Source organism: Nocardia sp. NPDC058519 (genome assembly GCF_042719755.1).
Lineage (GTDB): Bacteria > Actinomycetota > Actinomycetes > Mycobacteriales > Mycobacteriaceae > Nocardia.
Map to the genome: position 1 here is coordinate 1 of NZ_JBHXNK010000040.1, position 26,998 is coordinate 26,998.

28 protein-coding genes are annotated in these 26,998 nt (G+C 68.8%); 15 read left to right on the forward strand and 13 right to left on the reverse strand.

The window, feature by feature from the left end; genetic code table 11:
* Positions 1-131 precede the first annotated feature (131 nt).
* Positions 132-500 (reverse strand): Rv2175c family DNA-binding protein, encoded by a 369-nt coding sequence (locus tag ACFWPK_RS30665; RefSeq protein WP_378921716.1) that lies wholly within the window; start codon positions 498-500, stop codon positions 132-134.
* 92 nt (positions 501-592) lie between these two features.
* On the opposite strand from ACFWPK_RS30665, the gene pknB reads away from it, so the two are divergent.
* Positions 593-2,545: a Stk1 family PASTA domain-containing Ser/Thr kinase gene (gene pknB, locus ACFWPK_RS30670; protein ID WP_378921814.1), complete on the forward strand. Its 1,953-nt coding sequence runs from the start codon at positions 593-595 to the stop codon at positions 2,543-2,545.
* Between the two features lie 228 nt (positions 2,546-2,773).
* On the opposite strand, the gene ACFWPK_RS30675 is transcribed toward pknB, so the two are convergent.
* The gene (locus tag ACFWPK_RS30675) at positions 2,774-4,159 is read right to left on the reverse strand and encodes a class II 3-deoxy-7-phosphoheptulonate synthase (RefSeq protein ID WP_378921718.1); all 1,386 of its coding nucleotides are present in this window, start codon (positions 4,157-4,159) and stop codon (positions 2,774-2,776) included.
* A gap of 154 nt (positions 4,160-4,313) precedes the next feature.
* On the opposite strand from ACFWPK_RS30675, the gene ACFWPK_RS30680 reads away from it, so the two are divergent.
* Complete coding sequence (locus tag ACFWPK_RS30680) at positions 4,314-4,688, forward strand: hemophore-related protein (protein ID WP_378921720.1); 375 nt, start codon at positions 4,314-4,316, stop codon at positions 4,686-4,688.
* Here the strand turns inward: ACFWPK_RS30680 and ACFWPK_RS30685 are convergent, their stop codons facing one another.
* Positions 4,689-5,879: a sensor histidine kinase gene (locus ACFWPK_RS30685; RefSeq protein WP_378921722.1), complete on the reverse strand. Its 1,191-nt coding sequence runs from the start codon at positions 5,877-5,879 to the stop codon at positions 4,689-4,691.
* The gene (locus ACFWPK_RS30690; protein ID WP_378921724.1) at positions 5,876-6,532 is read right to left on the reverse strand and encodes a response regulator transcription factor; all 657 of its coding nucleotides are present in this window, start codon (positions 6,530-6,532) and stop codon (positions 5,876-5,878) included. Before ACFWPK_RS30690 ends, ACFWPK_RS30685 begins: the two co-directional genes overlap by 4 nt.
* A 147-nt stretch (positions 6,533-6,679) precedes the next feature.
* Here ACFWPK_RS30690 and ACFWPK_RS30695 point away from each other — a divergent pair, with 147 nt between their 5' ends.
* Entirely contained in the window at positions 6,680-7,177 is a 498-nt protein-coding gene (locus tag ACFWPK_RS30695) for a polyadenylate-specific 3'-exoribonuclease AS (protein WP_378921815.1), read from the forward strand.
* A 64-nt stretch (positions 7,178-7,241) separates the two neighbouring features.
* Here the strand turns inward: ACFWPK_RS30695 and ACFWPK_RS30700 are convergent, their stop codons facing one another.
* Genes ACFWPK_RS30700 through ACFWPK_RS30715 form a run of 4 tightly spaced genes read right to left on the reverse strand, consistent with a single transcriptional unit; the run spans position 7,242 to position 11,526 of the window.
* Entirely contained in the window at positions 7,242-8,852 is a 1,611-nt protein-coding gene (locus ACFWPK_RS30700) for a cytochrome bc complex cytochrome b subunit (RefSeq protein WP_378921726.1), read from the reverse strand.
* Positions 8,849-9,988, reverse strand: coding sequence for a ubiquinol-cytochrome c reductase iron-sulfur subunit (locus tag ACFWPK_RS30705; protein WP_378921728.1), 1,140 nt, complete (start codon positions 9,986-9,988; stop codon positions 8,849-8,851). Before ACFWPK_RS30705 ends, ACFWPK_RS30700 begins: the two co-directional genes overlap by 4 nt.
* Positions 9,985-10,857 carry a c-type cytochrome gene (locus tag ACFWPK_RS30710; RefSeq protein WP_378921730.1) on the reverse strand — a complete coding sequence of 291 codons (873 nt, stop codon included), beginning with the start codon at positions 10,855-10,857 and terminating at the stop codon, positions 9,985-9,987. The genes ACFWPK_RS30705 and ACFWPK_RS30710 overlap by 4 nt, the downstream gene beginning before the upstream one ends.
* 57 nt (positions 10,858-10,914) lie before the next feature.
* The gene (locus tag ACFWPK_RS30715) at positions 10,915-11,526 is read right to left on the reverse strand and encodes a heme-copper oxidase subunit III (RefSeq protein ID WP_378921732.1); all 612 of its coding nucleotides are present in this window, start codon (positions 11,524-11,526) and stop codon (positions 10,915-10,917) included.
* A 179-nt stretch (positions 11,527-11,705) separates the two neighbouring features.
* On the opposite strand from ACFWPK_RS30715, the gene ACFWPK_RS30720 reads away from it, so the two are divergent.
* Together ACFWPK_RS30720 and trpD are read left to right on the forward strand one after the other, a co-directional pair.
* On the forward strand, positions 11,706-12,122 hold the full coding sequence (locus ACFWPK_RS30720; protein WP_378921734.1) for a hypothetical protein: 417 nt from the start codon (positions 11,706-11,708) through the stop codon (positions 12,120-12,122).
* Between the two features lie 91 nt (positions 12,123-12,213).
* The gene (gene trpD / locus ACFWPK_RS30725) at positions 12,214-13,275 is read left to right on the forward strand and encodes an anthranilate phosphoribosyltransferase (RefSeq protein ID WP_378921735.1); all 1,062 of its coding nucleotides are present in this window, start codon (positions 12,214-12,216) and stop codon (positions 13,273-13,275) included.
* Between the two features lie 9 nt (positions 13,276-13,284).
* Here trpD and ACFWPK_RS30730 read toward each other — a convergent pair whose 3' ends face one another.
* From ACFWPK_RS30730 to ACFWPK_RS30750, 5 genes are all read right to left on the reverse strand, one after another.
* Positions 13,285-13,560 (reverse strand): Lrp/AsnC family transcriptional regulator, encoded by a 276-nt coding sequence (locus tag ACFWPK_RS30730; RefSeq protein ID WP_378921737.1) that lies wholly within the window; start codon positions 13,558-13,560, stop codon positions 13,285-13,287.
* Positions 13,561-13,564: 4 nt separating this feature from the next.
* Positions 13,565-14,116: a hypothetical protein gene (locus tag ACFWPK_RS30735; protein WP_378921739.1), complete on the reverse strand. Its 552-nt coding sequence runs from the start codon at positions 14,114-14,116 to the stop codon at positions 13,565-13,567.
* 107 nt (positions 14,117-14,223) lie between these two features.
* Positions 14,224-16,029 carry a DEDD exonuclease domain-containing protein gene (locus tag ACFWPK_RS30740; RefSeq protein WP_378921741.1) on the reverse strand — a complete coding sequence of 602 codons (1,806 nt, stop codon included), beginning with the start codon at positions 16,027-16,029 and terminating at the stop codon, positions 14,224-14,226.
* A 69-nt stretch (positions 16,030-16,098) separates the two neighbouring features.
* Complete coding sequence (locus ACFWPK_RS30745) at positions 16,099-17,148, reverse strand: tetratricopeptide repeat protein (RefSeq protein ID WP_378921743.1); 1,050 nt, start codon at positions 17,146-17,148, stop codon at positions 16,099-16,101.
* A 9-nt stretch (positions 17,149-17,157) separates the two neighbouring features.
* Positions 17,158-18,438 carry an ATP-binding protein gene (locus tag ACFWPK_RS30750; RefSeq protein WP_378921745.1) on the reverse strand — a complete coding sequence of 427 codons (1,281 nt, stop codon included), beginning with the start codon at positions 18,436-18,438 and terminating at the stop codon, positions 17,158-17,160.
* Between ACFWPK_RS30750 and ACFWPK_RS30755 the strand changes: the two genes are divergently transcribed.
* From ACFWPK_RS30755 to ACFWPK_RS30800, 10 genes are all read left to right on the forward strand, one after another.
* Complete coding sequence (locus tag ACFWPK_RS30755; protein ID WP_378921825.1) at positions 18,410-18,673, forward strand: hypothetical protein; 264 nt, start codon at positions 18,410-18,412, stop codon at positions 18,671-18,673. The two genes, ACFWPK_RS30750 and ACFWPK_RS30755, sit on opposite strands and share 29 nt — an antisense overlap.
* 438 nt (positions 18,674-19,111) lie before the next feature.
* Positions 19,112-19,681, forward strand: a complete 570-nt coding sequence (locus tag ACFWPK_RS30760; protein ID WP_378921747.1) for a C40 family peptidase — start codon at positions 19,112-19,114, stop codon at positions 19,679-19,681.
* Positions 19,682-19,905: 224 nt separating this feature from the next.
* Positions 19,906-20,970 carry an NlpC/P60 family protein gene (locus ACFWPK_RS30765; protein WP_378921749.1) on the forward strand — a complete coding sequence of 355 codons (1,065 nt, stop codon included), beginning with the start codon at positions 19,906-19,908 and terminating at the stop codon, positions 20,968-20,970.
* 9 nt (positions 20,971-20,979) lie between these two features.
* Complete coding sequence (locus tag ACFWPK_RS30770) at positions 20,980-21,987, forward strand: peptidase MA family metallohydrolase (RefSeq protein WP_378921751.1); 1,008 nt, start codon at positions 20,980-20,982, stop codon at positions 21,985-21,987.
* Positions 21,988-22,087: 100 nt separating this feature from the next.
* Positions 22,088-23,215: a glycosyltransferase family 4 protein gene (locus ACFWPK_RS30775; RefSeq protein WP_378921753.1), complete on the forward strand. Its 1,128-nt coding sequence runs from the start codon at positions 22,088-22,090 to the stop codon at positions 23,213-23,215.
* Between the two features lie 43 nt (positions 23,216-23,258).
* Positions 23,259-23,654 carry a polyketide cyclase / dehydrase and lipid transport gene (locus ACFWPK_RS30780; protein ID WP_378921755.1) on the forward strand — a complete coding sequence of 132 codons (396 nt, stop codon included), beginning with the start codon at positions 23,259-23,261 and terminating at the stop codon, positions 23,652-23,654.
* A 39-nt stretch (positions 23,655-23,693) separates the two neighbouring features.
* Positions 23,694-24,131, forward strand: coding sequence for an SRPBCC family protein (locus tag ACFWPK_RS30785; protein ID WP_378921757.1), 438 nt, complete (start codon positions 23,694-23,696; stop codon positions 24,129-24,131).
* 26 nt (positions 24,132-24,157) lie between these two features.
* A complete protein-coding gene (locus ACFWPK_RS30790; protein WP_378921817.1) occupies positions 24,158-25,408 on the forward strand; it encodes an ArsA family ATPase in 1,251 nt (416 codons plus the stop codon).
* A complete protein-coding gene (locus ACFWPK_RS30795; RefSeq protein WP_378921759.1) occupies positions 25,398-26,000 on the forward strand; it encodes a hypothetical protein in 603 nt (200 codons plus the stop codon). Before ACFWPK_RS30790 ends, ACFWPK_RS30795 begins: the two co-directional genes overlap by 11 nt.
* Positions 25,997-26,992, forward strand: coding sequence for an ROK family protein (locus tag ACFWPK_RS30800; RefSeq protein WP_378921761.1), 996 nt, complete (start codon positions 25,997-25,999; stop codon positions 26,990-26,992). The genes ACFWPK_RS30795 and ACFWPK_RS30800 overlap by 4 nt, the downstream gene beginning before the upstream one ends.
* Positions 26,993-26,998: the final 6 nt, after the last annotated feature.

Genomic DNA, 26,998 nt, shown 5'->3' on the forward strand with positions numbered 1-26,998 from the left:
CGGACACAACGATCTCAACAGCAGAAGGCCCACGATTCGACACGCAAACAGGCTAACAATTTATCTGGCTTATTTCAGGCGTGACACACTAGTCGCCCGCCGGACCGAACCCGTTCGATCCGGCGTGACGATCAGAAGGGTTCGGCGTGGGCGCGGCGAACCACTTCGCGGGCCAATTGGCCGTGCAGGGCGTCGACCGGGCGACCGGGGAGGGTGGGGTCGTCGGTGTAGAGCCAGCCGAGGATGTCCTCGTCGGTGTACTTGGCGTCACGCATGACGGTGATCACGCCGGGAAGCATGCGGACGATCTCGTCCTCATCGTCGAAGAAGCGAGACGGAATGCCTGCGATGCCGTCGCGGCGGATCGCGAGGACCTGGTGGTCACGCAGCAGTTGGTGCACCGAGGTGACCGGGACGCCGAGAATATCGGCCGCCTCCGGCAGCGAGACGATGGTTTCGGTGTCGGGCAGCACGTCGTTGCTGCAGGGGAAGGCACTCACCCGCACAACGGTAGTACGTGTCAGCGCGCACGCATCGTCTGGCATGCCGACACCACCCGGTTACCATCGTGGTGGCCGCACACGGCGGCCGGTTGAATGCCGGAGGACATCACTTGATCGGCCAGATGCTGGAAGGGCGCTATCGCATCGATGCGCCGATCGCTCGCGGCGGGATGTCGATGGTCTTCCGTGGGACCGACACCCGGCTCGATCGCCCCGTGGCGATCAAGGTGATGGACCCGAAGTTCGCCGGCGACCCGCAGTTTCTCAGCCGTTTCGAGTTCGAGGCGCGGGCAGTGGCCAAACTCAAGCATCCCTCGCTGGTCGCGGTGTACGACCAGGGCGTCGACGGCGAATACCCGTTCCTGATCATGGAACTTGTCGAGGGCGGCACGCTGCGTGAGCTGCTGCGCGAACGCGGGCCGATGCCGCCGCACGCCGTGCGCGCCGTGGCCGAACCGGTGCTGCGCGCGATCGGCACCGCCCACGACGCCGGGCTGGTGCACCGCGACGTGAAGCCCGAGAACGTGCTGATCTCCGACGCGGGTGAGGTGAAGATCGCCGACTTCGGCCTGGTCCGCGCCGTGGCCGCGGCCAATACCACCTCCGCGAGTGTGATCCTGGGTACGGCCGCCTACCTCTCCCCCGAGCAGGTCACCACCGGCACCGCCGACGCCCGCAGTGACGTGTACTCCTTCGGCGTCCTGATCTTCGAGCTGCTCACCGGGCGGGTGCCGTTCACCGGCGACAACTCGCTGTCGGTGGCGTATCAGCGGGTCGAGAACGACGTGCCCGCGCCGAGCAATTTCATCGGTGGCGTGCCGCCCGAATTCGACGCGCTGGTCGCCAAGGCCACCTCCCGTGACCCCGCGCAGCGTTTCGCCGACGCCAACGAGATGGCGGCGAAACTGCAGACGATCGCGATGGAACTGAACCTGCCGCCGTACCGGGTGCCCGCACCACGGGATTCGGCCGAACATCTCAGTGAGAGCTATCAGACCGGCGCCGCGCATCATCCCGGCGAGCGCCCGGCGACCCCACATCATGTCGCCGCACACCATTCCCCAGCACCCGAACCGCACCACACCAGGGTGGTGACCGCACAGCGCCCACGGCAGGAGGAATACTCCCCCGCACCGGCGGCGAGCGCGTTCGGCAACGGCGACAATCATTCTCGCCGAACAGGTCTGGTGTGGGTGGGCATCGTCACCGTGCTGACCCTGCTGGTCGGCATCGGCGGCTGGTGGCTCGGCGTCGGCCGCTACTCCTCGGTGCCGCCGATCGCGGGCATGGACTCCGAGCGGGCCGTCGCGGTCCTGCACGAAGCCGGTTTCGAGACGGCGTTGCGGCAGAAGGCCTCCGACACGATCCCGGTGGGCGGGGTCGTCGGCACCGATCCGTCGGCCGGTTCGCGGGTGACCAAGAGTTCCACGATCGCGGTGCTGATCTCCAACGGCAAACCACGAGTGCCCGATGTCAAGCCCGGCGACCAGCTCAGCGCGACCAATCAGGCGATCCGCGATGCGGGCCTGCAGCCGATCGACAGTGGTGAGGCGGCGAGTACCGCGCCGAAGGGTTCGGTGGCGAAGGTGGAGCCCGCGCCGGGCACGATCCTGCCGATGGGCGCGCAGGTGAAGGTGTACCGCAGCAAGGGATCTCAGCCGGTCAATGTGCCCGATGTGCGCGGGAAGACCGCCGAGGAGGCAGCAAGTGCGCTGACCACCGCGGGCCTGGTCGTGCGCGAGACGCGGGTGCAGTTCGACAAGAACGTCGAGGGCGACAAGGCGATCGCCACCGAACCCGCCGTCGGCACCACCCTGCAATCGGGCGACACCGTGACGCTGATCGTTTCGAACGCGGTGAAGGTGCCCAATGTGATGGGTCAAAGCGTCGGCAATGCCCGCTCCAAGCTGCAACAGCTCGGCCTGCGGGTGGAGGTCAAGTCCCTCACCGACTCCGACGGTTCCCTGGTCATCGGCCAGGTGCCCGGCATCAACTCCAACGTGGAGGCGGGCAGCGTCGTGACGCTCACCGCCCTGCCTTGAAGGGGTAAGGATCCCGAGAAGGAGAAGCCCGGTCGCGGTCCTCGCTGACCGCCCCTGGCTCGTCAACCGCGCACGACCCGACCTCGAGGAGGGTCCGCCGCGCAGCGGCGGTTCGCGGCCGTCCCGCTGTTCAGGTGCCGTTGCGTAGGCGACGAAGGAGCAAGCAACGGTGCCTGAACAGCGGGACCGGCGGGGCCGCGAACTCGAGCGCGCCAGCGCTCCAAAAACTCAGCGCAGCATCTCTGCGACCAGGAACGACAGTTCCAGCGACTGCTGGGTGTTCAGGCGCGGGTCGCAGGCGGTTTCGTAGCGGCCGCCGAGGTCGAGGTCGGAGATGTCCTGGGCGCCGCCCAGGCACTCGGTGACGTTCTCGCCGGTCAGCTCGATGTGCAGGCCGCCGGGGTGGGTGCCGAGGGCGTGGTGGACCTCGAAGAAGCCCTGGACCTCATCGACGATGCGGTCGAAGTGGCGGGTCTTGAAACCGGTGGACGACTCGTGGGTGTTGCCGTGCATGGGGTCGCACTGCCAGATGACCTGGTGGCCGGTGGCCTGCACCTTCTCGATAATCGGGGGCAGCACATCGCGCACCTTGCCGTTGCCCATGCGGGCGACCAGGGTGAGCCTGCCCGGCTCGTTGTTCGGGTCGAGCCGCTCGACGTATTCCACGGCCAGCTCCGGCGTGGTGGTCGGCCCGATCTTGAGGCCGATCGGGTTCGCGAGCAGTTCGGCCAGCGCGATGTGGGCGCCGTCGAGCTGACGGGTGCGCTCACCGATCCACAAGAAGTGCGCGGACAGGTCGTAGAGCAGCGGTTCGCCCGTTTCGGACTCGCTCAGCCGCAGCATGGCGCGCTCGTAGTCGAGGACCAGCGCCTCGTGCGAGGCGTAGATGCGCGCGGTCTTCAGGCTCGGGTCGTTGACCTGACAGGCGGCCATGAAGCGCAGGCCGCGGTCGATCTCCTCGGCGAGGGTCTCGTAGCGCGCGCCCGCGGGCGACTGGGCGACGAAATCGCGGTTCCAGTCGTGCAGGCGGTGCAGGTCGGCGGTGCCCGCGCTGGTGAGGGCGCGGACCAGGTTCATCGCGGCGCTGGCATTGGCGTAGGCGCGGACGAGGCGCGACGGGTCGTGGCGGCGCAATGCCTCGTCGGCGACGAGCGAGTTCACCATGTCGCCACGGTAGGACTTCAGGCCGAGCGCGTCGGTGTCGGACGAGCGCGGCTTGGCGTACTGGCCCGCGATCCGCGCCACCTTCACCACCGGCAGACTCGCGCCGTAGGTGAGCACGACGGCCATCTGCAGGAGTGTGCGGATATTGCCGCGGATGTGGGGTTCGGTGTTGTCGGCGAAGGTCTCCGCGCAGTCGCCGCCCTGCATGAGGAACGCCTCACCGCGCGCGACGGCGGCCAGCTGCGCCTTGAGGTCCTCCACTTCGGCGGGCAGGCAGATCGGTGGCACGCTCTCGAGCACGGTGCGCATGGCGGCGGCCTCGTCGGCGTCCCACGACGGCTGCTGCAGGGCGGGCCTGGCCAGCGCGGCGTCGAGGCGACCGCGCAACTCGGCGGGCAACGGCGGCAGTTCCGGCAGGCGGTCAATGGGTACGTCGACGGTCCAGGTCACCAGATCAGAATACGGACCCGCTCTGGCGGGGCCTACCCCCGGGCCGCTCCGTCCGGCCGTGTCAGCGCTTCCTCACACCGGGCAAACGGGCAGGTTGGTGGACTGGCATGCGGTCACGACACCGCGACCACACGATCAGAAGGGTCTACCGAAGATGAAGACGAACCTGCCCGAACGCACGACTGTCCGCACCGCGCTGGTGATCGGCCTCGCCGCACTCGCCACTATGGGCACCATCGGTATGGCGGCCGCCGCACCGGCCGACCGGACGCATCCGATGCTCGACACCACCTGTTCGCTGGAACAGATCGAGGCCGCCGCACTCGCCCACGCCCCCGACCTCGCCGCGAAGCTGGCACAGCACCCCGAGCATCGGGCGAAACTCGCCGAACTGCTGTCGAAGACGCCCGAGGAGCGGCGCATCGCCGTCCAGCAGCGACAGGGCGCGCACGCTGGACACCGCACCGGCGAGCACGCCGGGCAGCATGCCGGGATGCGCGAGGTGTTCGAGGTGTGCGGCAACTACTGATCACCCGAGGCCGGTGTTCGGGGTTCCGGCGGCGGGCAGTGTCACCGTGACGATCAGCCCGCCGGCGGGATCGGCGGCCGCGCGCACGGAGCCACCGTGCGCGTGCGCCACCGACCGGACGATCGAGAGCCCGAGCCCGGCGCCCCGGCGCGCGCCGGGCTCGTCGGCTCGGCGGGTGATCGCGGCCGCGCGGCGGAACGGCTCGAACAAGCCGTCGAGTTCGAACACCGGCACCACCGGCCCGGTGTTCGAGACCACCAGCCGAACAGATTCCTCCGCACTCTCGCAGCGGATGCGCACCAGGCCGCCGGACACGTTGTAGCGCACCGCGTTGTCGACGAGATTGTGTACCAGCCGCTCCAGCAGGATCGGGTCGCCGTCGACCGGGGCAGCGGCGAGCGAACACTCCACCGTGACTCCGGCATCAGCGGCCTCACCGGCGCTCGACCCAGCCACATGGCGTGCGAGATCGGCGAGATCGCATCGCCGGTGTTCGGTGAGCAGCTGCTCGCTCGAAACCAGCAGCAGCAATCCCTCGATGAGGCGTTCGTGCCGTCCGTTGACCTCGAGCAGGGTCTCACCGAGCTGGCGCAGCGACGCGGGCGGATCGGGCCGATCCAACGCCACCTCGATCAAGGTGCGGTTGATCGCCAGCGGCGTGCGCAGTTCGTGGGAGGCATTGGCGACGAAGCGACGCTGGCCGTCGAACGCGCGATCGAGCCGCTCGAGCATCGCGTCGAAAGTGTCGGCGAGGTCTTTGATCTCGTCGGGTGGCCCTTCCAGCGCGATCCGTTCGTGCAAGCTGCGGTCGGCGACCCGGCGCGCCGTCGCGGTGACCCGCTGCAGCGGCGCCAGTGCGCGCCCGGCGAGCAGCCAGCCGAAACCCGCCGCCGCGATCCCGACCACAACGAGCGCGGTCAACGACGAGAGCAGCATCGCCCGCAGGACTTCGCGACGCTCCTGTTCGGCCTGCGCGACGATGGCCTCGGCCAACCGGTCGGCAGCCGGTGCCCGGTCACCCAGCGCCAGATGCTTGCTGATGATCATGTGGGTGGCCGCCATGGGCCGCTGCTCCAGCCATTGCTCGAGCGAGAAGTACATCAGCCCGATCAGCACCGCACCGGCCACGAAGAACGATCCCGCGTACAGCAGCGTCAACCGCACACGGATGGTCGAGCGCGAGTTGCTCATCGGATCCGGTAGCCGATGCCCGGCTCGGTCTCGATCAACGCCGGTTCTCCGAGTTTGCGTCGCAGCATCATGATCGCGTACCGCACCACCCCGGTGAACGGGTCGATGTTCTCGTCCCATGCCTTCTCCAACAGCTGTTCGGTCGACACCACGCCCCCATCCGCGCGCATGAGCTCACCCAGCACCGCGAACTCCTTGCGCGACAGGGCGATCGGCACACCATCGCGGGTGAGCGCGCATCGGTGCACGTCGAGACGCAGGCCGGCACGCGTGAGGATCGGCGGTGTCGCCGGCCTGGCCCGGCGCCCGAGCGCCTGCACCCGCGCGACCAGCTCGGCGAAGGCGAACGGTTTGGTCAGATAATCGTCGGCACCCAGCCCGAGCCCGGCGACCCGCTCGCGAATCGCGGTCGCCGCGGTCAGCATCAGCACCCGGCTGTGCACTTCGTGCTCGATCATCCAGCGGCACACCTCGTCGCCGGAGGCACCGGGCAGGTCGCGGTCGAGGACGACGACGTCGTAGTCGTTCACCGGCACTCTCTCCAAGGCGGCGTCACCGTCGTAGACGACGTCCACCGCCATCGCGTAGCGACGCAATCCCGTGCCGATCGCGTCGGCCAGCACTATCTCGTCTTCCACCACCAGCACCCGCACCCGGGTCATCCTGCCCGGCGAAGCTGTTGGTTCGCTGTGAGGGCGAATATTCGCGGTACCCGGACCCGTGCGTCCGGCAGGCCGACCGCCGACATAGGGTTTCGATCAGACGGCACGGCACCCCACCAGCACGAAGAGGCGATCTCCCTGCGATATTTCTACGATTCGGAATTCATCGAAGACGGCACGACGATCGACCTGGTCTCGATCGGCGTCGTCTGCGAGGACGGGCGCGAATACTATGCGGTCTCCACCGAATTCGATGCGGGCAGAGCGGGACCGTGGGTCCGCAAGCATGTGCTGCCGAAGCTACCGCCCGCTGGGTCCCCGCTGTATCGCACCAGGGAACAGATCCGCGACGACCTGTTCAAGTTCTTCCTGCCACGGCCCAGCGTGCAGCCGGAGCTGTGGGCCTGGGTGGGCGCCTACGACCATGTGGCGCTGTGCCAGCTGTGGGGTGACATGACCGCGCTGCCCAAGGGCATGCCGCGCTACACCAACGAGCTACGCCAGCACTGGGCTGTCAACGGCAGCCCCGCCCTGCCGCCCATCCCCGACGACGCGCACGACGCCCTCGCCGACGCCCGCCACAACCTGGCCAAATTCGAGGCCATCGAGACCTACCGGCGCACCCCGCGCCTGTAGCACCACAACAGCGAAGGCCCCGAGTCGAATTCGACTCGGGGCCTTCGTGCTTCGCGCTGTCGGGTCAGTGCCCGAACGGCTCGCTGCTGTTGGCGATCGCCTGCTGCTCGGCGAGAACGGTGAGCATCCGGTGCTCCTCGTTCTCCTCGATCTCGGCCCACGACTCGCCCTCGGCCTTGGGATCGGCCTTGAGGAAGCTGCCGATGCCCGGCTTGCCCGCCGAACCCAGCTTGTTCATCTTCTTGGGCACCGGGGCGCCCTGGTATTCCAGCGGGATGGCGTGGCCGTGTGCGTCGACCCCACCCAGTGGCTGGTGGATCTCGATGTACTCGCCGTGCGGCAGCCGCTTGATCACACCGGTTTCGATGCCGTGCTCGAGCACCGCCCGGTCACTGCGCTGCAGACCGATGCAGAACCGGTAGGTCACGAAGTACGCGATCGGCGGCAGCAACAGCACGCCGATCCGACCGATCCAGGTGGTCGCGTTCAGCGAGATGTCGAACTTCAGCGCGATGATGTCGTTGACACACGACAGCGTGAGCACCACGTAGAACGCGATGGACATGGCGCCGATCGCGGTACGCACCGGCACGTCGCGCGGACGCTGGAGCAGGTTGTGATGCGCCGTGTGATCGTTGGTGAGGCGCTTCTCGATCCACGGGTAGGCGATCAGCAGCGTGAACACCAGACCCATGACGAGCGCGACCCAGAACACCGCCGGGATGGTGTAGTTGCCGATGTAGATCTCCCACGGCGGCATCAGACGCGCCATGCCGTCGGTCCACATCATGTAGAAGTCGGGCTGTGAACCCGCCGACACCTGGGACGGGTTGTACGGACCGAGGTTCCAGATCGGGTTGATCTGCAGGACACCGCCCATGATGCCGACGATGCCGAGGGTGAACGCGAAGAACGCGCCCTGGTCGGCGGCGAACACCGGGATGATGCGCGCGCCGACCACGTTGTGCTCGGTGCGGGCCGGTCCGGGGAACTGGGTGTGCTTCTGGTACCAGACCAGCGCCACGTGCGCGCCGATCAGCGCCAGGATGATGCCGGGCAGCAGCAGCACGTGCGCGATGTAGAGGCGCGGGATGATGATGTCGCCGGGGAAGTCGCCGCCGAACATCAGCCAGTGCATCCAGGTACCCATGATCGGGATACCGATGGTGATGCCCGAGAACGCGGCACGCAGGCCGGTACCGGAGAGCAGATCGTCGGGCAGCGAGTAGCCGAAGAAGCCTTCGAACATCGCCAGGATCAGCAGCAGCGAGCCGATCACCCAGTTCGCCTCACGCGGCTTGCGGAACGCGCCGGTGAAGAAGATGCGGAACAGGTGGATGATGATCGACGCCGCGAACAGCAGGGCCGCCCAGTGGTGGATCTGCCGGACGAACAGACCGCCGCGCACCTCGAAGGAGATGTTGAGCGCGGTCTCGTACGCCCGCGACATACCGACACCGCGCAGCGGCTGGTAGGCGCCGTCGTAGACCACGTGGGTCATCGACGGGTCGAAGAACAGCGTCAGGTACACACCCGACAGCAGCAGGATGATGAACGCGTAGAGCGCGATCTCACCCAGCAGGAACGACCAGTGGGTCGGGAAGACCTTGTTGATCGAGCGTTTCACGAACGCGGCGGCGCGATACCGCTCGTCCAGCTCGTTTACCTGGCTCATGAACGACGCTCCCAGAAGGCCGGGCCGAGCGGCTCGATGAAGTCGCCCGCGGCGACCAGGAAGCCCTCGGAGTTGACGGTGATCGGCAGCTGAGGCAGTGCGCGGGCGGCAGGACCGAAGACCGGCTTACCCCACTCGGTCGCCAGGAACTGCGACTGGTGGCAGGGGCACAGGATGCGGTTGGTCTGCTGCTCGAACAGCGAGGTGGGGCAGCCGAGATGGGTGCAGATCTTCGAGTACGCGAAGTAGTCGCCGAAGTTGAAGCTCTCCTGGCCCTTACGCTTGATCGCCTTCTCGGCGTCCTCGGTGCGCAGGCGGATCATCATGACCGCGTTACGGATACCGCGCAACGACTGCAGGGTTTCGTGCGCATCCCCGCGCCACTTCTCTTTCCACGGGAACACGGTTTCCATCGAGCCCGCGTCCAGGTCTTCCGGGCGCACCAGCACGATGTCGTTGGGGCGACCGGTGTCGCGGCGGATGTAGATGGTCTCGCCCGGGTAGTCCGGGGTCCAGCCCGAGACCCACAGCGGCGACTTGTCGCGCTTGGCCCACGGGTTCTTCACCATGCCGCCGATGAACACCAGCGCGGCACCGATACCGAGCACACCGACACCGGCACCCGCGGTACCGAGCATCATCTTGCGGCGACCGAGGGTGGAGGTCTCGAGCGCGTCGCCCAGCTCGGCAGCCAGGGTGCGGCGCTCGACCTCGGGCGACGGGCCGTCGTGGCGCTGCTGGATGGAGATCTCGGCCGGGATGAACCGCTTGCGGATCAGCACGACCGCGATCCCGATGACCAGCACCGAGATGCCGAAGGTCAGGCCGACGAGCGGGGTGTACAGCGAGTAGGCGGCATGGCCTTCGTCGCCGTAGCCCTTCCACTCCCACGGCCAGAACAGGAAGACACCGATGAGCGCGGCGGCGGCCAGACCGGAGATGGCGAACCAGAACGTGACCGCACGTTCGGCGCGCTTCTCGGCCTTGGTGCCGGGCACCGGCCACCGCTCGTTGCGGTAGACGACATCGACGTCGTCGCGATTGGTGCCGAGCTCGACCAGCTCGTCACGCGTCATCGCGTCCAGTTCGTCTTCGGTGGGTTCGCGACCCATGTCGCTGTGCTCCTGTCCACTCATGATCGGGATCCGATCCACATCGCTGCGCCCACAACGGCGGTGATGCCGATGACCCAGATGGCGAGGCCTTCCGTGGCCGGACCGAAACCGCCGAGATCCCAGCCGCCGGGCGCCTTCTCCTCGGCGGAGTTCCTGACGTAGGCGACGATGTCGCGCTTCTCCTCCGGCGACAGCTGCCGGTCGGAGAACTTGGGCATGTTCTGCGGCCCGGTGATCATCGCTTGGTAGATCTGCTGCTCGTTGGCCTCGGCCAGCGGCGGCGCGAACTTGCCGCCGGAGAGCGCTCCACCGCGACCGGTGAAGTTGTGGCAGGAGGCGCAGTTCATGCGGAACAGCTCCGAACCACGGGCGATGTCGTCGCCGCGCAGCGATTCCTGGGCGATCTCACCGTTGGCATCGCGGATCACCGAGGGGCCACCGCCATTGGCGGCGACGTAGGCGCCGAGCGCGTCGGTCTGGTGCCCGTCGAACTTCACCGGCTTGCGCAGCGCCTGGGCGCCGTTCACGGCCATCGGCATACGACCGGTGGAGACCTGGAAGTAGACCGCGGCCTCGCCGACGCCGATCAGGCTCGGACCACGATCGGCGACACCCTGCAGGTTCGCGCCGTGGCACGTGACGCAGGAGGTGTCGTAGAGCTGCTTGCCCTCGCGAATGAGCGCGGACTGGTCCTCGTGCGCGGTCGCGACCTGCGGCTCGGGGGTGAGCGCGGTAGCCAGGAAGCCGGCTCCGACCAAACCGATCATCAGCGCGAGAGCACCCGCGATACGACGGCGGGCGCGACGCTGTTTACGCGCCTTGGCGGCCTGTGCGGCCTGCCCGGCGCCGGGGCCGGCGGGCTCGGGGGCCGACGGGGGAGATGAACTCATCTGTGTCCCTTTGGAGTAGACGGAACCGACTTGTGCAAATGCTGTGTGCGCCGCGCGCTAGCGGACGAAGTAGATCGTGGCGAACAGCCCGATCCAGACGATGTCGACGAAGTGCCAGTAGTAGGACACCACGATCGCGGCGGTGGCCTGGGCGGGGGTGAACTTGCTCAGCGTGGTGCGGACGAGCAGGAACACGAACGCGATCAGACCGCCGATCACGTGCAGACCGTGGAAGCCGGTGGTGATGTAGAAAACCGAGCCGTACGAGCTGCCGGCGATCGAAGTTCCCTCCTCCACCAGGTGGTAGTACTCGTAGCCCTGCCCGGCGACGAAGAACGCGCCCATCAGCAGGGTGATCGTGTACCAGCGACGGAGACCGAACACATCGCCCTTCTCCGCGGCGAACACACCCATCTGGCAGGTGAACGAGGACGCGATCAGCACGGCCGTCACCGGAATCGCGAGCGTCATGTTCAGCTCGGTCGGCTCCGGGGGCCAGCTGCCTTGCGCCTGCGCGCGCGCAACGAAGTACATGGCGAACAGGCCGGCGAAGAACATCAGCTCGCTCGACAGCCAGATGATGGTTCCGACGCTGACCATGTTGGGCCGGTTCAGCGAATGCACACGCTGAGTAATGGCCGATCCTGGGGTGCCTACTGCGGTCGTCACGGGGTAAGTATGACTCTTCGTAGTACGACACATGTACCCGGGTACGAAAGTTTGTGGCGTGAGTCGGAAAACCCACGCACAGAGGGGGTCCACGACTTCCGTCGGCGTGTTGGCGACGATCGCGCGACAACTCATTGTGACAGCGTTGGATGTGGATAGGCTGAGACGAGGAGGCGGCGATGGTCGTGGTGCGGATGTGGCGGCGACTGTTCGGTGGGTCGGCGCGGGAGTTGGACCCCAGGCGTGACGATCTCGTCGTGGTCGCATCGAGTTTCGACGATGTCGAGGCTTGTTCGACCGCGCTGGACCGGGCAGGCGAGCTGGATCGGGAAGCCGACGCGGTGTTGCGTCATCATCTGCGGCTACCCGCGGGGCAGATCGAGGCCGCGTGCGAGATCGCCGGGTACGACGGATACGAACGCGCCGAGGCCGCCGACCCCGCGCAGGAGCTGGTTCCGATCATCTTGCAGCGGGTGCAGCGGCTCGATCCGCTGACCTGTTCGCAGGAACGCTCACGGATGGCCGGACTCGCGCAGCGCCACGACGGCGTGGCCGACGGCTGGGACGCGCTGCAGCCGCCACGCACCGCCCCGTAAACTTGCCCGACGGCGCAAAAGAGCTTGTGCCACCTCCGCGCGCCCGATCCAGGAGTGGCGCACCGGTCTCGTCGAAGGAGAAGCAGAGCAGATGAGCGTGCGCAGCTGGCCCCAGGTGCTCGGAACCCTCGCCGACGGTGGCGACCTGGCCGCGGACGACACCACCTGGGTGATCGACGAGATCTTCACCGACAACGCCACCCCGGCCCAGATCGCGGCGTTCGGCGTGGCCATGAAGATCAAGGGCCCGACGCCGACCGAACTGGCTGGCATGGTGGCCGGGATGCTCGGGCACGCGCGACTGGTCCGCATCGAAGGCGACGCGGTCGATGTCGTCGGCACCGGCGGCGACCGTTCGGGGTCGGTGAACATCTCGACCATGTCCTCGGTGGTCGTGGCGGCGGCCGGGGTGCCGGTGGTCAAGCACGGGAACCGGGCGGCTTCGTCGAAGTCCGGTGGTGCCGATGTACTCGAAGCGCTGGGAGTCAAGCTCGCGCTCGGACCCGAGTCGGTGGCGCGGTCGGTGCGCGAGGCCGGGATCGGGTTCTGTTTCGCGCCGCTGTTCCACTCCGGGCTGCGTTTCGCCGGTGCCGCGCGCAAGGAGATCGGCATTCCGACCGTGTTCAACGTGCTGGGGCCGCTGACCAATCCGGCCCAGCCGCGGGCCGGGCTGATCGGGTGCGCGTTCGCCGATCTCGCGCCGGTGATCGCGGGGGTGTTCGCGGAGCGTGGGGCGAGTGCGCTGGTGGTGCGTGGACGCGACGGGCTCGACGAGATCACCACCTCGGATCTGACCGACGTGTGGGTGGTCAGTGGCGGGCGGATCCGGCACACGCTGATCGATCCGACGCGGCTCGGCATCCCCCGGGTGGATCTGGACGACCTGCGTGGTGGGGATGCCCAGGTCAACGCCCAGGTCGCCCGCGATGTCTTCGCCGGGACGGCCGGACCTGTTCGTGATGCGGTGCTGTTGAATTCGGCCGCGGCGATCGTGGCCTACGACCTCTCCCGCGGGGTCGGCGATGTGGATCTCGACCTGGACGCGGCGCTGGCCGGCGGGCTCGAGCGCGCCGCCGCCGCGGTGGACAGCGGGGCGGCGGGCAAGTTGCTGCAGAGCTGGGCCGAACTCACCCAGGTGCTCGACGAGCGCTGAACCGCGGGCTCACTCCCCCAGCGAGAATCCGGCTTCCACGTCGGCGCTGGAATAGGACTTGAAGGCGATGTGGGTGGTGGTGCGCACCACCCCGTCCACCTTGTCGATACCCGCCGTGACCACCTGGGCGATGTGCGCGTGGTCGCGGACGCGCACGATCGCGATCAGGTCGACGTCGCCCGCGCACGAGTACACCTCGGCGACTCCTTCGGTGTCGGCGAGGGCCTGCGCGGTCTCGGGGATGCGAGAGTTCTGCGCTTGGATCATCACGATCGCGGTAATCATGGGATCACTCTAGAACTTCGGGACGCTCGGTGGCCGCTTTGAACCGTCGCATCAGTTCACGGCTCTTCACACCGGGTGCCGTTTCCACCGAGCTGGACACGTCGACGCCGTAGGGCCGGTGCCGGGCGATGACATCGGCGACGTTGTCCGGGTCGAGGCCGCCCGCCAGCACGACGCGGCCCGGCTGCGCGCGCACCCAGTCGGGGAATTCCTCGAAGACGCCGGATCCCGCGCTGGCGTCGTAGAAGAAGTATTCGCTGGTCTGCCCCGGCTCCGGGGGGTTCGACGAGCAGAAGGCCAGGTTCGGCAGGTCGGCCCACCGATAGAGCTGCACGATGTCGAACGCGTCGGCCACCTCGGCGACTTCGCTCGCCTCGAGCGCGACGGCGAAGGTGGTGATGCGGCCGCGCGCGTGATCGGCGAGGGCGCGCGCCTGTTCGGGGGTGCGGTACCGCTTGCTCTTGGTCGTCAGCATGACGCCGATCGCGGAGTACCCGAGCTCGACCGCCCAGTCGATCTGCTCCTCGGTGGTCAGACCGCACACCTTCACGAACATCGACCGCACTCCTTGTCCCTCGGCTTCGCCACCATGCGCGACGTCGGGGTCCATGATCCAGGACCGGCTCCGCGCCCGTTCGGCCAGCTGCCGCGGCACACGCTCGTTCAACGTTCGGCCAGATACTGCTCCTGCTCGCTCCTGGTGGTCGCGGCCGTGCGCGCGAGCTGTGCCCAGCCCACCCACCGGGCGGCACCGTGCAGCGGTTCCCGGTAGCCGTCGCTGGTGCGCACGATCCGGGCACCGGGTTTGGCGAGCCACCGAGCGATGACTCCGACTTCCTCCGGGGGTGCCCCACGCAGCGGTGGGATGTCGTTGTCGGGCTCCGCGGGCGGATCGCTGTGGGTGCCCGACGAGGTGGTCGCGGCCCCCCGATCGGGGATCACGGTTTCGGCGGCGGCGACGATCTGGTCGACGACGGCCATCGGTGGGGTGCCGCGCGCCGCGGTGCCCGCGGCGGCGAGGCGGCCGTAGCGGATCACGGAGAATTCCCAGCCGCCCGCGCCGTCGGGCAGGGCGATGATCAGTTCGGCGAGGCGGGCGAGGGCGGCTAGTCGCTGGGTGCGGTGCAGCGTGGTGACGACGGTGGCGGTGCGGTCGCGCAAGCGGGCGGCGGCCTCGAAATGCTGCGCGGCGGAATGTGTTTCGATGCGATCGAGCATCGTGCGGAGCAGGGTGTCGGCGCGGCCGGTGAACAGGTCGAGGACCGCGTCGACGGCCGGGGCGTAGCTCGGCGCGTCGAGGTCGCCGTCGTGACGTGCGGCGGGGCAGCCGCCGACGACGGCGGGTGGACAGGTGTGTTTCGCCGTGCGGGTGAGGCGGGTGGCGCAGGTCCGCAGCCCGGCGAATTCGGCGATCGTCGACGCCACATCTACCGCGTCGACACGAGAATTGAACGGCCCCACAGCAGTTCGGGTCGGGGTACGCACGGCGATCAGCCGGGGAAAGGCTTCGTCGCTGACCGTGAGCCACCACCCTCGCTTCGGGAACTTCGAACGGCGGTTGTAGGGCGGCGCGTGCGCGGCGAGCAACCGCAGCTCGCGGACCCCGGCTTCGAGGCCGTGCGCGCACACCACGTGATCGACCCGAATCGCCAGTGCCACCATCTCTTTCATCCGGCCACGGGTCTCCGAGCCGGTGAAGTAGTTGCGCACGCGACGACGCAGATTCACCGCCGTCCCTATATAGAGGACTTCCTCCGACGGTCCACGGAAGAGATAGACGCCGGGCGCGGCAGGCAGGTCGGTCGCGAAAGTGCGCTTGGCGCGCTGGGTTCCGGTGACGCCGGGCAGATAGTCGAGCAGCTCGGTCAGGCTGTGCACACCCTGATTGCCGACCCGCCCGATCAGCGCGTGCAGCACGTCGACGGTGGCGCGGGCGTCATCGAGCGCGCGGTGCGTGGGTGTCGTCGACGCGCCGAGGATCTGCGCGAGTACCCCGAGCCGCGCCGACGGCGCCTCGTCACGCGTGAGCACCCGCCGCGCCAGTTTCACCGTGCACAACACCTGCGGATTGGGCCACGTGATGTCCTGACGCGCCGCGGCGGCTTTGAGAAACGCGGTGTCGAATCGCGCGTTGTGCGCCACCAGCACCGCCCCCGCCGCGAACTCGAAGAACCCCGGCAACACCCCCTCGATCCGTGGCGCGTCGTACACCATCGCCGTGGTGATCCCCGTGATCTGCACGATGGCGGGCGGAATCGCGTACCCCGGATTCACCAATGTCGCGAACTCCCCCAGCACCTCACCCCCGCGCACCTTCACCGCCCCGATCTCGGTGATCGCGTCCCGATCAGCGCTGGTCCCGGTCGTTTCGAGGTCGACGACGACGAAAGTGGTGGCATACAGCGGGGTATCGAGCTCATCGAAGGCCAGCTGCCGAGCGGCAGCCGGGAGCGGAACGGGATCTGGCACGGCGAGCAGCGTAGGACGGGGGTCCGACAAGCTCGCCGCGCCGAACCGGCCGCCGGTCGCCCGACCGGCTCAATTGCCGCCCGGCGGTGTCCAGTTCGGCGGGAGCGTCGGACGAGGGCCCGACGGCGGCCAGAGGTTTCCCGTCGGGAATCGGTCCATCGGGAACTGGGGGCGCGTCAGCGGCGGCTTGAAGTACGTCATCGGCGGGTAGTACGACGGCACCGCCGGTCGGGAGGTCGGTCGGGTCGACGGCGAATCCGAACCGTCGACAACGGAGGCGATACCCCGCAACGCCATCAGCACCACGACCACCGCGATACCCATCGCCACCCGCCCGGCGATACCGCCGGTGCTGCTGCTCGGCCGGTGTGGTTCCGGCTGCCGGACAGGTTGACGGGAGCGCCGTGCCGACGGCACCGGCTTGTCGGCGAGCACCTCGCGCACCGCCGATCCGTACTCCGGGTCGAGTTCGGCGACGCGCCGCAGGCGCTGTTCGGCCAGTTCCCAGTCCCCGTGCAGCGCCGCATCGTGTCCGAGCAGGAACTGCGCCTCGGTGTTGGCCGGGTCGAGGCTCAGGGCGTCCGCGAACGCCGCCCGCCCGGCCGCCGCCCTGGACGATCCGAGCTGCGCACCGAGCCAGAGCACCCGGCCGCGGACCAGCCGCAATTCGGCGTCGTCGGGCTCCAATTCGATGGCGCGCTCGATCGCCGCCAGTGCCGCGGGTCGGTCGCGGCGACGCAACGCGATCGCCGCGACGCGATGGCAACCGGCGTCGAACGGATCCAGTTCGAGGCACCGCTGCGAGGCCCGCACCGCCGCGTCCTCGTGTTCGGCGCACAAGCGCGGGTCCGCATCGGCGAACGACTCCGACAGCGCGTTCTCGGCCGTCGCGAGCAGTTTCCACGCGGGCAGGTGCTCTGGGTACCGGTGCAGCGTCTCGCGTGCCGATTCGGCGGCGCGCGAGTGGTCGCCCGACTGCGACCACGTGAACGCCAGCACGGTACGGGCTTCGCCGTTGTCGGGCTCGGCGGCCAGGATCCGCCCGAGAACCTCGCGCGCCGCGTCGAGGCGCCCGAGCTTCACCAGAACGATCGCCCTATCGAATTGTGTGTCGGTCATCGTGTCGGGTCAGCGTCGCTTGAGCTGCTTCAGATATCTCGCCAGGTCGTCATAGCTGCCGTCACCGTTGGCGAATTCGACCACATTGCGGGCGGATTCGAACCAGGCGCCGGTGCTCGGCCGGATCTGGGCCAGCGCCGCCTGCACATCCGCCATGCCGACCGGGCGTACCTCACCCGAGCGCATCGAGTCGGCCATGGCCAGCTGGGTGGCCGAGGTGCACACGTGGGCGAGGTCGGCGCCGGAGAGGCCGTCGGTGTGGGCGGCGAGGGCGTTGAGGTCGATGCCCGCCACGGGGCGGTCGCGCAGGTGGTAGTGCAGGATCGACTTGCGGGCCGCCAGATCGGGCAGGCCCACGAAGATCATCCGGTCGAAGCGGCCGGGCCTGCGCAGCGCGACGTCGACATCCCACGGGTGGTTGGTCGCGCCGAGCACGAACACCCCTTCATTGCTGTGGGTGGCCGAATCCATTTCGGTGAGCAGCTGGTTCACCACCGTGCGCATGGTCGTCGACGCCTGCATCTGACTGCGTTTGTGGCCGAGCGCGTCGACCTCGTCGAGGAACAGCACGCAGGGGGCGTTGCGGCGGGCCATCTCGAAGATGCTGTGCACGTTGCGTTCGCTGGCGCCGGTGTAGATGTCGAGGATGTCGGTGATCTCGATCGGGTAGAAGTTGGCGCCGAGCTCGCCCGCGACCGCCGAGGCGATGAAGGTCTTGCCGCAGCCGGGCGGGCCATAGAGCAGCAGGCCGCCGCGCGCCGAGGTGCCGAACGCCTTGGCCAGTTCGGGATTGCGCAGCGGGCCGAGCAGGGTGAGGTCGAGTTGCTGTTTCACCTCGGACATGCCGCCGACATCGGCCAGGCGCAGGGTCGGGCGCTCGACGGTGGCGGCATCGTCATCGGTGACGAACTCCGACGGCACGCCCTCGACGAAGGCCGGTTCGATGATGTCGCCGACCTGATCCTCGGCCGCCGCCCAGTCGTAGTCCGACGGCGGACCGGGTGTCGCCGCGGCCGTCGACGCGGGGGCAGGTGCCACGGCAGGCGCGGGGGCAGGTGCCGCCGCGGGCGCGGGGGAACCGCCGGACAACGCGGCCGTGCAGCGCGTCATCAGGCCGAGGACCTGGGCATTCCCCGGATCGTGGCCGAGCGCGGTCCCACAGTGGGCGAGCGCATCGGCATAGCGCTGCCGCTCGATCAGCAGCTCGATGACGCACACGCGCAGCGCGAGCACCCCCGGACTGCGATCCAGCATCGTCAGCATGTCGGTCAAAACCTGGTCGTCGGCCACCCGCGCCCCCTTCGAACTGCGAACATTCGGCCGTACCCTAACCGGCACAACAGCTTTCCCGCCAAGCGGCGAGCACACCGATCCACTCGGCGACCCGTGCCGCGCCCCGGCACAACACGAGTACGTGATCTTCCTGGCCGATAATTCGGCGCGAGACTTTCGTTCTGGTGCGAACAAAATGACCGAGATCAAACTCAATCGTGACCGGGCTCACATACTTATGAAATTCACATGAGTCCGCCAGATTTCAATGGGTAATCGGCCTTACCGCTCTGAGCGCGTCGCGGCTTACGGCGCGCCGCCCGCGAGGCGGACGGCCCGGCGAACCGTCGATACCCATACCGAGCGCGCGCCACCTGCGGGTTCACCGATTCAGGGAGCGAAAACCGCCCCGCCGGGCTTATTGGCGACGCGCCGGTAGCACTCCGAAATCTCGGTCGACGTGACCTGGCGTTATCGTTTCGTGATCGGATGTGATCCAGGTCGCACACTTTTCTCGGTGATATCACCCGAAACCCCCTTTGGACCGATGTCCGACTTTACAAACCCCCGTGATGTCTTCGTAACCTTTTTGAGACCTCACGGAGTCCCGCTGACCGGAAACGGCCGGCGAGACGAAGCCCGCCGCGTCATACGGACACTGCGTCGTGGGGCAGATTGGAAGTTCCGCATCATGGCGAACAACACCGTCAAGCGTCAGGCGCAGCGTGCCGTTGCCGTCGGAGCCGTCGGCGCTGCCACCATCGGCGCGTTCCTCCTGCCGGCCGCCCCGGCATCGGCCACGCCGGTGACCGTGCCCGGCATCGGCACATTCGAGGTGCCGAACGAGATTCCGCTGCCCCAGGGTGTCCCCGGTATCCAGATCCCGGCCGCGCCGCAGGTTTTCACCGCGCCGCGCGCCACCGCCGCCGACATCGCCCTCGATGCCGCGCTGAGCAAGATCGGCTCGCCCTACGTCTACGGCGCCGCGGGCCCGAACGCTTTCGACTGCTCGGGTCTGGTTCAGTGGGCCTACGCCCAGGCGGGCATGGACATTCCGCGCACCAGTGGCGCCCAGCTGGGCGCGGGCACCCCGGTCTCGTTCGACGACCTGCAGCCCGGCGACATGGTGTCCTTCTACGGCGGCGGCCACTCCGGTCTGTACGCGGGCGACGGCAACGTCGTGCACGCCTCCACCGCGGGCACCCCGGTCCAGATCGCGTCGCTGTCGTCGATGCCGTTCGCGGGCGCTCGCCGCTTCTGATCCAGCCGGGCACGGTGCGTCGTCCACGGGGAAGGGCGCACCGTAGCCGCAGTGATCGTCCGGGTATGTGCGCCGTCCACTGGGTTGGACGGCGCACGTACCTTTACTGGACACAGATGCATGCCGTTCCGTAACCTGATCGAGACCTTCTCGGCTGACGAGAAGTTCGCGCTCAGGTATTGCGCTGCATCGGCGGACAACGAGAGAACGGGGCACGGGCCACTGTGACTGCACACCACCGGAATGCGCACGCAACGCGTGGTTTCGCCGGAACCCTGTCCGCCGCGATGCTGGTGTGCGCGATCTACACCGCCGGTCCCGCCGGCGCCGACCCGGTAGCCCTGCCGACCACCGCGACCGACGCGATCTCCCGGATGGTCGACCTCTCGCGCCAGTCCGAGCAGCTCAACCAGCTCGCACTCACCGCCCAGATCGATCTCGACGCCAAGCTCGCGGTGCAACGCGAGGCCGACGACAAAGTCGCCGCCACCTCCGCGGTCGTCGAGGCCGCCCGCGCCGAAGTGCGCAAGTTCCAGCCGATGATCGACCGCACCGCCGTGGCCGCCTACACCGGCGTGCGCACCAACAGCATGTTCGCCGTGCTGTCGAGCGGTTCACCGCAGCAGTTGCTGGACAAGATGTCGACTCTGGACGTGCTCGCCCAGCAGACAACCGACACGCTCCGCCAGTTCAAACAGGCCGCCGACGCCGCCACCGCGGCCGACAATATCGCCCGCACCGCCGCCGAGGCCGCGCATGCCGCGACCACCGCCGCCGACGCCGTGCGCGCCGATGTCGAACGCAAACGCCAGGATCTCGCCACCTCGACAACCTCCGTGGTCGAGGCATGGAGCCAGCTCTCGGCCCGCGACAAGTCGACCCTGGCCGGTTCGCCGTTCCCGCCCGGCTTCGACCGCGATTCGCTGCTGGCGGGTCTGGTTCCCGGCAGCGGCACCAGCGCGCTGGCCGCCGCCCTCACCCGCGTCGGCGATCCGTATGTCTGGGGCGCCACCGGACCCGACCGGTTCGACTGCTCCGGTCTGGTGCAGTGGGCGTTCAAGCAGGTCGGTAAGAGCGTGCCGCGCACCAGTTCCCAGCAGGCGGGCTACGGCACGCCGGTGTCCAAGGACGAACTGCTGCCCGGCGACGTGATCCTGTTCTATCCCGACATCACCCACGTCGGCATCTACGCGGGCAACGGAATGATGGTGCACGCCTCCACGTTCGGTGTGCCGGTCGCTGTCGCGCCGATCAACACCACCCCGTACCACTCGGCCCGGCGATACTGAGCCGGACCGGTGACCGATCCGTCCCCCCGCTCGGGCCTGCGTTCGTGGTTCTCGTCGAACGGCCGCCTGGAGTTCTGCATCACGCTCGCCTCGGTCACGCTGCTGACCGGGGCCTGCGTCGCACTGATCCTGGTGCCGCGCAACGCGGGTTCGTTGCAGCTGGCCACCGACGAGGCCGAGGTGCTCGATACGTCCGAGGGCGTCGACAATCCGCGCCTGAGTCCGGTGCGCCGCGAGCTGCAACCCTATGGCCCGATCCTGGTGCGTGAGGTCGCCGACGGTGCCGCGTCCGAGGCACTGCTGGTGGCCCATCCCAGCCATCGTGCCGACCTCGATGTCCTCGAACATCAACTGGGCCAGGCTATTTCGGATGTGAGCGCGGTGTGGGGCACCGACTGGAACCGCGCGCCGGTCGTGGTCGTGGCGAGCACGCCTGCCGAATTCACCGCGCTGACCAGGTCCGCGGGCACCACCGGGGCCGACGTGGCCGCCGTGTCGCTCACCGGGTCCTACGCCCCCGGCACCCAGCCCACCGACCAGCGCATCGTGTTCAACCCCGACGCGCGCAGGCGAGTCGGCAACGAGGGCCTGGCCACTCTGCTGCGCCACGAACTCACCCACATCGCCACCAGAGCCGCCACCACCGACGGCGCGCCGTTGTGGATGCTGGAAGGCTTCGCCGAGTTCGTCGCTCAGCGCGATCAGGACACGACCTTCTCCCAGATCGCGCCCACGCTGACCACCCGGTTGCGCGCGGGCACCCTGCCCACCGAGCTCGTCGCCGATACCGATTTCACCGGTGTCGACGCGGCCTACGCCTACGAAAGCGCGTGGAGCACCTGCGCGTTCCTCGCCGATCGCTACGGCACGAGCACGCTCACCACGTTGTACAAGCGGCTCGCGACCGGCCCGCAGTCTCCCGCGGCGCAGGACGCCGCGTTCACCGCCGTGCTCGGGGCCTCGCGCGCCGAGCTGCTGGACGGGTGGCGGGCCTGGTTGCGCGGTCACGCTGCATGATGGGCGCAGCGCTTCCCGGACACGCACGGCCGCAGCGAAGGCGCAGGTACGCCTGACCACGTCCGCCCACCCCTCAGCCGACCGATTAGGTTGTTCTCTTATGGCCCGAACTCTGCTGGTTACCAACGATTTCCCGCCTCGGCCGGGCGGAATCCAGTCGTATCTGCAGGCACTGTCGAATCAGCTGCCGCCTGAGGACCTGGTGGTGTACGCGCCGCGCTGGCGCGGTGACAGCCACGAGAAGTTCGACGCGGCGCAGAAGTTCCAGGTGGTGCGTCATCCGACGACGCTGATGCTGCCGACCCCCGCGGTCATCAAGCGGGCGAGCGCGCTGCTGCGCGAACACGGCTGCGACACCGTGTGGTTCGGCGCGGCCGCACCCCTGGCGGTGATGGCGCCGATGCTGCGGCGCGCGGGCGCGGAGCGCATCCTGGCCAGCACCCACGGTCACGAGGTCGGCTGGTCGATGCTGCCCGGATCGCGGCAGGTGCTGCGTTCGATCGGCGAGCACACCGATGTGGTGACCTACGTCAGCAAGTACACCCGTGGCCGTTTCGCCTCGGCCTTCGGTCCGCGCGCGGCACTCGAGCACCTGCCGCCAGGCGTCGACCCCACCGAGTTCCGGCCCGACCCGGCCGCCAGGGCAGAGCTGCGCGCCCGCTACGGACTCGGCGAGCGCCCGACCGTGCTGTGCCTGTCGCGGCTGGTCCCGCGCAAGGGCCAGGACATGCTGATCGTGGCGATGACCGAGATCCGCGAGCGGGTCGACGGCGCGGTGCTGGTGATCGCGGGCGGCGGACCGTACGAGCCGCGCCTGCGCGCGCTGGCCGAGGCGCTCGGCGTGCAGGACAGCGTGGTGTTCACCGGCCGGGTGCCCTCCGGCGAGCTGGCCGCCCATCACACGATCGCCGACGTGTTCGCGATGCCGTGCCGCACGCGCGGGGCGGGCCTGGACGTCGAGGGTCTGGGGATCGTGTTCCTCGAGGCGTCGGCGACCGGGGTCCCGGTCGTGGCCGGTGATTCCGGTGGCGCCCCCGAGACCGTGCGCGAGGGCGAGACCGGCATCGTCGTGCACGGCCGGTCGGTCCCGCAGATCAGCGATGCCATCGTCGAGCTGCTCACCGACCGGGACAAGGCGGCCGAGATGGGCGCCGCGGGCCGGGCGTGGGTGGAACAGAACTGGCATTGGGACCGCCAGGGTGCCCGCTTGCGGGAACTGCTGCGGTGACACCCCGGCCGGGCCCGGTGTGGCGTCCACTACGCTCAGCCGGGTGAGCAGTATCCAGGTCGCAGATCAGACCTTCCTCGCCGCACCGGGCGCCGCGATCGCCGACGTGCTGAGCGCCGCGAACAATTGGCGCCGCTGGTGGCCCGACCTGCGCCTCGACGTGCACGAGGATCGCGGCGACAAAGGCATCCGCTGGACGGTGGAAGGCGCGTTGACCGGCACCATGGAGGTGTGGTTGGAGGCCGTCCCCGAGGGGGCGATCCTGCACTACTTCCTGCACGCCGAACCCACCGGGGCCGAATCGAAGTCGGCGCGCGCGCTGGCCGCGGCCAATCGGGCCCGCCGGGTCGCGGGCCGGAACATGGCATTCGAACTCAAGGCACGGCTCGAAGCCGGTCGACCCGCAGGCGTCGCACCCGCGGTCGCCGCTGCCCCCTGACAGGCATCGTTCCCAGACAGAAAGTAGGGCTTGGCTGCCATGGCCGACCGGACTCAGAGATCGATCCTGATCGACGCACCGTCGCAGCAGGTGATGGCCGTCATCGCGGATCTGGAGTCCTACCCGGAGTGGGTGGCTGCCGCGAAGTCGGTCGAGGTCATCGAGCGTGACGCCGATGGACGCGCGGCCACCGCCCGGTTCGTGCTCGACGCGGGCGTCGTCAAGGACACCTACGTGCTGTCCTACACCTGGCGAGCCGACGGCAAAGCCGTGGCATGGCGCCTGCTCAGCGGTGACCTGCAGAAGGCCCAGGACGGCAGCTACGAACTGCTCGACCGGCCCGGCGGCGGTACCGAGGTGGTCTACGAACTCACCGTCGACCTGAACATCCCGATGATCGGCATGTTCAAACGCAAAGCCGAGAAGGTCATCACCGACACGGCGCTGAACGAGCTGAAGAAGCGGGTCGAAGGCTGAGCGCCCCGGGCGGTACCCGCGTCGAACTGTTCGTCGGCAAGGGTGGTGTCGGGAAGACGACGCTGGCCTGCGCGACGAGCATGACCTATGCCCGCTCTGGTCAGCGTGTGCTGATCGCCTCGCTGGATCAAGCCCATTCGCTCGGCGACGCGCTCGGTTTCCGCTTCCCGCACGATCCGGGCACCGTCGCCGGGGTGGCCAGGGTGGCACCCGGTATCGAGGTGATCGAGATCGACTCGCTCGCCCTGCTCGAGGACCGTTTCCGCGATGTGGTGGCGATGCTGGCCAAGGGCGGCGGCCACGATCACGGCTTCGATCTGGCGGCACTGGACCCGGCCGAGCTGACCGGGCTGCCCGGTGTGCAGGAACTGTTGATGCTGGTCGAGATCGCCCAGTACGCCGAGGAGAACGACTGGGACGTCATCGTCGTCGACTGCCCGCCCTCGGCCGACATGCTGCGCATCGTCACCGCCCCCGACACGATGCTCAACTATCTCGAACGCCTCTGGCCCAAGCACGCGCGCACGATGAGCGCGATCGGCCTCGACCTGCGCAAGGCGGTGCTCGCGGCCGCGGTCGAACGGATCGTGGTCGCGGTGACACAGGTCCGCGACCTGCTCGCCGACCGCACCCGCACCAGCGCCCGCCTGATCACCGGCCCCGAACAGGTCGCCGTCGCCGAGGCCCGGCGGGTGCGTTCGGCGGCCGCGCTGCTCGGCCTGCGGATGGACGCGGTGGTGGTGAACAAGGTGCTCGCCGCGGTGCCCCCGCCCGGCGACAACGCCCACCCGGCCGTGCACTGGTATCTCAACCGCCGCGCCGAGCAGCTCGAAGTGGTGGCCCGGCTGCACGAACAACTCACCGATGTCCCGATCCTGATCGCTCAGCACGCCGGTGCCGAACCGGTGGGGGTGAATTCGCTGTCGATGTTCTCGCATTCGGTCGACACGCTGCCCGCCCCGCACGCTCAGGGCGCCGAATCGGGCGAACCGATGGTTCGATGGGAGTCCGGCTCCGGTGTCGACTCCGTGTACGCGATGCGGATGCGGCTGCCGGTGGTCGATCCCGGCACCTTGCGGCTGGGCCGAGTGGAGGACGATCTGATCGTGGGAGCCGACGGGGTACGCACACGTGTACGGCTCGCGCCGGTGCTGCGCCGCTGCACGGTGGCGGGCGCCGAACTCGATACCGGTCACCTCGTAGTCCGCTTCCGGCCCGATCCACGGGTGTGGCCCGCCGATCCGAACTACACGAAGGCCACCGCAGATGAGCACTGACAGCCAGTCCGAGCGCCACGGCCACGACGGCTTCGCCGAGTTCACCGAGGAGCTGCGCCTACTCTCCGAAGTCCTCCTTGCCCGGGTCGAACCCGTGCTGCGCCGCACCGCCGCCGACGGCAGAGCCGACCTGGGCGGTTGCGCGTGGTGCCCGGTCTGCGCGGCCGCCGCCCTGGTGCGCGGCGACCACCATGACGTGGTCGCCGCCCTCGCCGAACACGGCACCTCGATGGTGACGGTCCTGCGCGAGGCCCTCGCGGGCATCCCCGTGGAACCGGTCCTGCCCCAGGAATGGGCCGATCACGCTGCGGGACACCCGGATTCGACCGAGCGTCCCAGCGCACCGCGCGAATCGACAAGCGCCGCCGATGCCACCGGTAACCCGAGCTGGGGTACGACCCGTTCACGCCAGCCGGGCGCACCACGCCCCCGCCGCGTAGACGAATTCACCGAACCGCACCAGCAGGGTCCGCCCCCGCGCACGACACCTCCCACTGTCACGCCCGAACCGAGCTCGGGTACCGACGCTTTCGCCACCGCCCGCGCGCCGCGCTCGCAATATGTCGACATTCCGGTGACGATCCGGGGATGACCAGCCGGATCGACCCTCAACACCTGCTCACCGTCGGCATCGACGTAGGTGGCACCAACATTCGCGCCTCGGTGGTCGACGCCGAGGGCGAGGTGCTCGACACCGTGCAGGCGGCGACCCCGCATTCGGCGCGTGCGCTCGAGGACGCGATCGACCGCTCGGTGCGCGAGCTGGCCCGGCGCCATCCCATCGCGGCGGTCGGGCTGGCCGTCGCCGGTTTCATCTCGACGGATCAGTCGACGGTCCTGTTCGCCCCGCACCTGCCGTGGCAGAACGCCCCTGTGGCCCAACGACTCACCGCACGCCTGGGCCTGCCGGTGATCCTCGAACACGACGCGAACGCCGCGGGCTGGGCCGAGTACCGCTTCGGCGCGGCGGCGGGCGGGAGCACGGTGGTGCTCATCGCGATCGGCACCGGCATCGGCGCCGCCCTGCTCATCGACGGTCGGCTCTACCGCGGCAGCCATGGCATCGCCCCCGAACTCGGCCACCTCCAGGTCGTCCCAGAGGGGCGTGCCTGCGCCTGCGGCAAACACGGCTGCTGGGAGCGCTACTGCAGCGGAACGGCACTGGCCGAGACCGCCATCGAAATGCTCGCCACCGACCCCGTGCGTTCGGTGCTGGCCCGCGACGTGCTCCGTGATCCCGGCTCGCTCACCGGCCGCCGGGTCGCGGGCGCGGCCCAGGACGGCGACCCACTCGCGGTCCGGGTGATGGCCGACTTCGCCCGCTGGCTCGGCCTTGGCCTTGCCTTCGTCAGCGATCTGTTCGATCCCGACCTCGTGGTGATCGCCGGTGGGGTGAGCAGTTCGGCGCCGCTGTTCCTCGACGAGGCCCGCGAGCACTACGCGGCCGCGGTCACCGGCGCGGGGCATCGGCCGCTGGCCCGCCTGCGCACCACGCAGCTGGGTGAGGCCGCGGGCATGATCGGGGCAGCGGGGTTGGCGAGGGCCGCGCTCGACACACCGGTCGTCGGCCACATCGCGAGATGAGCGTCA